This is a genomic window from Clostridium sp. (genome assembly GCF_050717635.1).
GTDB lineage: Bacteria > Bacillota > Clostridia > Clostridiales > Clostridiaceae > Clostridium_AD.
On record NZ_JBOITO010000001.1, the window covers coordinates 47,318 to 54,615 of the forward strand.

5 protein-coding genes, 2 tRNA genes, 2 rRNA genes and 1 pseudogene are annotated in these 7,298 nt (G+C 27.0%); all 10 read right to left on the minus strand.

The features are described from left to right. Positions 1-17: 17 nt before the first annotated feature. Entirely contained in the window at positions 18-2,237 is a 2,220-nt protein-coding gene (locus tag ACREWB_RS00265; protein WP_431545483.1) for a hybrid sensor histidine kinase/response regulator, read from the minus strand. A 256-nt stretch (positions 2,238-2,493) separates the two neighbouring features. Further along, a complete protein-coding gene (locus ACREWB_RS00270) occupies positions 2,494-5,160 on the minus strand; it encodes a UPF0182 family protein (protein WP_431545484.1) in 2,667 nt (888 codons plus the stop codon). Positions 5,161-5,164: 4 nt separating this feature from the next. Continuing rightward, positions 5,165-5,401, minus strand: a pseudogene (locus ACREWB_RS00275) (4Fe-4S binding protein); the annotation flags it as partial. Continuing rightward, positions 5,376-5,522: a hypothetical protein gene (locus ACREWB_RS00280; protein WP_431545485.1), complete on the minus strand. Its 147-nt coding sequence runs from the start codon at positions 5,520-5,522 to the stop codon at positions 5,376-5,378. The pseudogene ACREWB_RS00275 and the gene ACREWB_RS00280, both read right to left, overlap by 26 nt. Positions 5,523-5,569: 47 nt before the next feature. After that, a complete protein-coding gene (locus ACREWB_RS00285; RefSeq protein WP_431545486.1) occupies positions 5,570-6,088 on the minus strand; it encodes a transcription repressor NadR in 519 nt (172 codons plus the stop codon). Positions 6,089-6,174: 86 nt separating this feature from the next. After that, positions 6,175-6,669, minus strand: a complete 495-nt coding sequence (locus ACREWB_RS00290) for an HDIG domain-containing metalloprotein (RefSeq protein WP_431545487.1) — start codon at positions 6,667-6,669, stop codon at positions 6,175-6,177. Between the two features lie 133 nt (positions 6,670-6,802). Then, positions 6,803-6,878: transfer RNA gene (locus ACREWB_RS00295), tRNA-Ala, on the minus strand. A gap of 3 nt (positions 6,879-6,881) precedes the next feature. Further along, positions 6,882-6,958, minus strand: a tRNA-Ile gene (locus ACREWB_RS00300). Positions 6,959-6,968: 10 nt separating this feature from the next. Then, a 5S ribosomal RNA gene (rrf, locus tag ACREWB_RS00305) occupies positions 6,969-7,085 on the minus strand. A 120-nt stretch (positions 7,086-7,205) separates the two neighbouring features. Then, positions 7,206-7,298, minus strand: a 23S ribosomal RNA gene (locus ACREWB_RS00310); the annotation flags it as partial.

Consider the following 7,298-nt stretch of genomic DNA (forward strand, 5'->3'; position numbering starts at 1 on the left):
GGATTTAATACCCTTATTTACTTACTTGTAGTATACGCAAAAAATATTTGTTTTAAACTTTCTTTATTTATAGGCTTATTTAAAACAAAGTCAACGTTTATAAGTTCTTTGTCTTCGAAAGATCCTACCCAACCTGTCATTAAACAAAAATATGTGTCTTTATTCAAAACTTTAACTTTTTGTGCAACTTGTAATCCATTAATACACGGCATAGTAAAATCACATACTATTATATCATATTTTCTTCTTTTTAACTCTGAATCTAAATCCTCACATCCACATGTCTTTATTTTACATTTTGTAATTGACTTTATCATACTAGAAACAACATTTCTTATCTGATCCTGGTCATCAATAACAAGAATATTTCCTTCAAAATTTATATCATTACACAATAATAGATTTTTAGACTTAGATATATTCTCACATGTAGGTAATTTTACAATAAAAGAAGTACCTACATTTTCTTCACTTTCTATTTTCATAGTCCCTTTGTGTGATAGAATTATAGTATAAGAAATACTTAATCCAAGTCCTGAACCACTATTACCTTTAGTTGTAAAAAAAGGCTCAATTATTCTCTTTTGAATTTGTTTATTCATTCCTGTGCCATTATCCTTTATTTCTATAATAACACTATTTGATTTATTTTTCGTAATAGCCTGTATTGTTCCGCCCTTAGGCATAGCATCTATGGCATTTGTTATTATGTTTATAAATACCTCTCTTATCTCTGTTATATTTCCTTGTACCCACGCATTAGATTTTAACGATTTAATTATATTTATATTTATACCCTTAAAAATACTTTCCGTAAACCACTTACTCCTAGTTAAATCTATTGCATCTGAAATCACACTATCTATATTAAACGTTTCAAAATCATCTTTATTAGATTTTTTAGTTAGTCTTTTGACCCTCTTTGTTATGTTCATTCCATCAAATGCACAAAGCTCAATTACACTAAGTAATTTTAAACTTTGTTTATCTACCGTTTTATCCTTTAAAAGTTGAACAGATCCTAAAACTGGTGTAAGTATGTTATTAATATCATGAGTTATACCCGCAGCCATTTCACCCATGGCCCTTAATTTTTCATTTTCTATCATCCTATTTTGCATAATAGCAAATCTTTTTTGATCTTGAATTAAATAAAAAGCTGTTTTACATATTGATTTTAACTGTTCTATGCTATTTTTTGATAGTTCTCTGCTGTTTGAATATTTACCTATCCATATTACTCCTTTAGCTGTATCGTAATATTCTACAGCAATAGCCATATAACTTACTATACCTAATAATTTAAATTTTTCTACCAATTGTGAGTCTTGTATTTCACTTAAATTTAATAATATATCCCCACTATTATTCTCTACAATTTCATTTAAGTTATTAATGTACTGAATTATTTCTTTATCATTTAATACATAATATTTTTGTTTTTTTGTGATACCATAATAACTATCCATAGCTATTATATTTTCTTTTTCATTAATGGAATTGTGTAGAACACAAAAATCCACATCACAAACATCCTTAATCTTACTCATTATGATTTTTTTAAATTCATTCTCATCTATACTTTTAGGTATATTAGAAAATGTATCATTAAATAAAACTAAATTTTTATTCTGATGTTTTAATTGTGAATTTGACCTGAGCATCCATATTGCTTTTTCTATTTCTTGTTTACTTAAAAATTCCATTTCTTTACTTCTATCTATAATAATTAACGAATCAAACAAATTACTAAATGTATATAGTGTATTGAAGTTATATACATTATTTTCAATGTATATAAGGTTTGAAACCTTATTATTTGAACATTCTATTATTTTTTGAACACATTTAATAACAGATTTTAATTTACAAGATATTTTAATTATATTTTTAAAATCCCATATTATTCGTAATTTTTCTTTATCTTCATGTATAATACTTATAATATCTAAAAACTCCTTATAATTATAATTAAAGGCATTAATGTCATATGTTATTATTTTAAATCTACCTGTATAAACATTATCTTTTATTAAATCTTCATCACTATTAAAGTTATTTTCAATGTCTTTATAAAATATATCATCTGTAAATAAAATAATTTTTTCCTTATTTAAAAGAGCATCAAAAATATATTCTTTTATTGTTTTAGGTAAATTATTAATGTTTAAAACATCAGTACCTATACATAATGAATTTTTACAGTCTATATTCAAATTATTATTTATACATTTCATAATTTACCCCTCGATTTTATAACATATTCCACATATTCTCACTTATATAAACTTATTCGACATTATATTTTAATTTCCTTTGTTTTATACAAGATTTATTCGATTCTATACATTCTAAATTAATTTTACCATAAAGATAAGGACATATAATTATATATGTCCTAAGATAACATTTTAAGATAATATAGTACAATTTAATCTATCTAAAAAACTTATTGATTTTTAGTATAACTTCATCGTATCTAATATGTTTATTTTAATTATTAATATTATCTAATATATCACCTAATTGTTCTATAAATGTACCATACTCAGCCCAATTACCACTTTTTTGAGCTTCTAAAGCCTTGTTATATAAATTTTTAGCGTTTTTTATATCTTCTAAAATTTTAGCATCTACATTTGAATCAACACTAACCTTTACTGTATTATTTTTATCAGCATAATTAAATAACTGAGTTAAAGCTGACTCTATATTATCAGATAAAAATATTTTATCACCATAAGACACTACAATTTTTTTCATCTCCGGTATGCTTTTTTCACCTTTTGCTCTTAAATACATTGGTTCTACATAAAGTAGTGAATTCTTAATTGGAATAATTAATGTTTCTCCAAATAAAACTTCTGAACCATTTGTATTCCAAAGCGATAGCTCTTTTGATATTACAGTATCTTGATTCATCTTTTGTTTAAATAGTACTGGGCTATAAACTGTCTCCTTTGATGGAAATTTGTACAAAACCATTTTCCCATAATTATCTCCGTCCATTCTTGCTGCAAGTAAAGATACCATGTTATCCCGGTTTTTAGTGTTGAAGTATTCAAGTAAAACCATTTCTTCCTTGTTCTCTTTTGGTAGTTTCATTATAACGTAAGATGCTTCATTTACTTCAGCTTTGCCCTCAACTTTTTCTTGGTTAGTTGCTATAGACCATTCATCATCTCCACTATAAAACACTCCTGGATCTGTAGTATGGTATCTTCCTAGAACATTACATTGTAATTTATATATGTCTTCTGGATATCTAAAATGTTCTTTTAATCCATTTGGAATTGACTCTGACTCTTTAAATAATCCCGGAAATATCTTGGAATAATTGTTTGCTATAGGATCGTTTTTATCAACTATATAAAACTCAGGTTTTCCATCCACGGCATCAATAACGACCTTAATTGAATTTCTAATATAATTCACTCCATTTTGTGGCTGTGAAAATGGGTATCTGTTAGAAGTTGTATATGCATCTATAATCCAATATAATTTCCCCTGGTTTATTACAATGTACGGGTCACTATCATATGTTAAAAATGGAGCTATTTTATTCACTCTTTCTACAATATTTCTATAAATAAGGATATTACTTTCGGAATTTATATCCTTGGATAATAAAAACTTAAAGCTTTGTTTATTTATTGCAAATAAAACTCTATTTATAAAGCTCATCTTTATACCAGCTTTTCCTTCATAGTTATTCATTTGATTTTCTCCGTCATTATGGTAATCAAGCTCTCCTATTTTTGTATTAACTATACTAAAATCATTAGTGCTTTCCCCAAAATATATCCTTGGGTTATCTAACTTTATATCTGTTTTATTCTCAAGAGGTATATTATCAATCACGAAGTCTGGTTGACCTTCACTTGTTACAGAATTTACTTTATTCATAACCACTCCATACCCATGAGTATAAACTAAATGTCTATTTTGCCAAGTATTGGAATTATCTTTTAATGACTCTAAATTAATTTCCCTTGGTGCAATAAATACTTGAGAGTAATTTCCATTTATACTATATCTATCAACATCTAAATCATTAAACCCATAATAAAATCTCATATATTGAAACTGGTTATAAAATTCTAACGCTGGCTTATATGAGTTGATTTTTATATTATCAATAGTATCTTTATTGAATTCAATATCCTCTTTATTTAAATCATTTTTTATATCAAATGGAACTTCTTCTATGCCACTAATATTAAATGCTTTTCTTGTATAATCTATATTATACTGAATATATGGTTTTTCTATAGTTTTTTCATTTGGCTGAACTGAAAATTTTTGAACTCCACTTGATGCTATATTTTCCCCGAGTATTAATGCAACAATCATGATAATAGATATAATAATAGGCTTTGTTTTATATTTTAATATACTTATAAATGTAATTATAGCTGCAATAAAAAATGATACTGCTATTATTTGATAAAACCTTAGTGTTACGTGTATGTCTGTATAACTTGCTCCAAATACCATTCCTTTTGGAGAGTAAACCAATTCCCACGCTTTTAAAAAGTGTCCTAAAGATAATATGAATAATATTAATGAGGAAACAACGGCAAGCTGCTTTCCTGCAAATTTAGTTAGTCCACTCTTGAAATTTTTAAATTCATTAAATCTTTTTTCCTTATTGGGATGTAATACACGATCCTTTGCAGTTAGTATAAAATATGTTACTACTGTAATAATTACTATAAATGTTAATATTATTATAAAAGTTTCATAAAAAGACCTTATTAATGGGAGTTTAAATATAAAAAATGAAATATCCTTTTTAAATAATGGATCTAGGACATTAAAATTCGTAGAATTTATAAACTGAAGTATTGTATACCAATATTTAGATGCAAAGCTAAAAGAAATTACAAAAGAAATTATAATATTTATCAAAGTACCCTTTTTCAACCTTACAATACTACTTTTAAGAGTTCTATAATATGTCCATATCCCAATATAACTCACTATAAATACTGGTACCATTAACTTTAAAATTGATGTTAATTTAGTAAAATATACTGATAAATATCCTACTTCCTTAAACCATTGTATATTTATAGCTAAATTAACTATGCTACCTAATAAAGCTATAATTATTATTACTATTACTATAATAATTGCTATGATCTTGCTTTTTTTCACTAAATCACCTCTTATTTAATTTTAGTAATTTACCCAACGTTGAATACTTAGTCTCAATTGCACCAACTGGGCATAATTCTTGGCAACAAAAACATCTTATACATTCATGCATATTCCATTTAGGATTTAATATTCCTCCTTGTTTTACCATTTCAATTGCTGGTGGATTTTCTGGACATACTTCCGCGCACCTACCACACCCTATACATTTTTCTTTAATAAGAGTTAGATTCGGTGCTATCCATTGGTATTAATTTTCTTAAAAAATCATCACCACCTAATAGTTCAAACCCTTCCCTTAATTTATTCTCTATTAATTCAACATCATAATCCATACATTTTAAAAGTGCCACATTTTCCATAATACAACTCCTTACCTTTAGTTAAAATAATGTTACTCTTAGGTAACTTAATCAGAAACCAAATAATTCTTATCTTTTAATTCTTTTATAATAGCTTCTATGCTCTCTTCATTATCTGCTTTTATAGTATGTAAATGGATACCTCTAGTCAAAGAAGATAGTGGCTTCGCATTATATTCTTTAAACCTATCCACAAAACTTTCAATATCCATAGGAGTTTTTATCATTAGCATTGCTCTTATTTCGCCGTATAAAGAGTGTTCCACTGTTACATCTTCTACTACCCCACCATGTTTTACAATACACTGTAGTTCATCATATATATCCTCACTTGTGTGTGAAACCGCTATTACTCTTCTTACATAATTGCTTTCGTCATTTGGTAATATTAAGTATCCTTCTGAAGTCGCAATTATATTTACTCCCTCTGCTCTTATAATTGCAATATCTTTTACTATCACTTGTCTTGTAACACTTAATTCTTCTGCTAAATATTGACCTTTATATGTAATATTGTTATTTTTTAATAATTTTTTAATGTACTCTCTTCTTTCTTTTGAATTCATTTTATCCTCCTAATATTTTTTTAATTATATCCTATCATATCACTTATAATGTATAAATAAAAAAAAAGAAACTATTTACTAGCTTCTTAATTTCTATCATCACATTCTTTTAATAAGTCTAGTTCTATATCCTTAACTATATTATTATTATGATGATTTTTCACTAAAAATAAAAATCTATCATCGTAACCATATTTTTTTAATAAATTATATCCTATATCTCCATGATTATAATATATGTTAACATTTCTATTCTTCTTATATGCTCTAATCTTTCCATTTGTTATGTTATTCATTATAACCATTATAGATTTATTTATTGGGTTCATACTATTATATATTTTACCTATATCATGCAATAGTGCAACTTTTATCAAGGTTTTTGATTCCAAATGTCTCTGATTAGAAGTTGTCTTTACATCCCTAGCAACATTAATACAGTGTTTTTGCTCATAAGTAGGTAATTGATGAAATAATTGCAATTCATAAGATTCTAAATATATTTTCAAAAAATTTATATCTTCATCATTAATCTTAGAAATCATTGACAGATAAAATTGTTTTACTCTATATAGCGACATCATCAAACCCCTTTCATATTTAAATTATAATGATACTACTATATTGTAATTCTTATCTTTAAAAAATTCTATAAAAAATATTATTAAATATTTTTAAACAGAATAAAAAACAGCCCATATTGGACTGTTTTTATGGTGGAGACAACAGGAATCGAACCTGCGACCCCCTGCGTGCAAGGCAGGTGCTCTCCCAACTGAGCTATATCCCCTTATGGTGGACCTTCAGGGATTCGAACCCCGGACCGACCGGTTATGAGCCGGTAGCTCTAACCAACTGAGCTAAAGATCCATATAAAACAACCTGGCGACAACCTACTCTCCCACAAGGTCACCCTTGCAGTACCATTGGCGCATTGAAGCTTAACCTACCTGTTCGGTATGGGAAGGGGTGTTACCTTCATGCCATAATCACCAGATTTATAAGATATTAATCTTACAATAAAAGTATACCAAGTCATAGTTAACTTGTCAATATACTTTATGAGATATTCTCTCAAAATTACACAGTAAAATAATCTTTTCGCATTAAATATACTTAGGTCAAGCCCTCGACTTATTAGTATTAGTCAGCTGAACATGTTACCATGCTTACACCTCTAACCTATCAACCTGGTGTTCTTCCAGGAGTC

Excerpts from the sequence above, each read along its gene's own strand:
- ACREWB_RS00265 (WP_431545483.1), bottom strand. The coding sequence starts at position 2,237 with ATGAAATGTATAAATAATAATTTGAATATAGACTGTAAAAATTCATTA.
- ACREWB_RS00280 (WP_431545485.1), bottom strand. The coding sequence starts at position 5,522 with ATGGAAAATGTGGCACTTTTAAAATGTATGGATTATGATGTTGAATTA.
- ACREWB_RS00285 (WP_431545486.1), bottom strand. The coding sequence starts at position 6,088 with ATGAATTCAAAAGAAAGAAGAGAGTACATTAAAAAATTATTAAAAAAT.
- ACREWB_RS00290 (WP_431545487.1), bottom strand. The coding sequence starts at position 6,669 with ATGTCGCTATATAGAGTAAAACAATTTTATCTGTCAATGATTTCTAAG.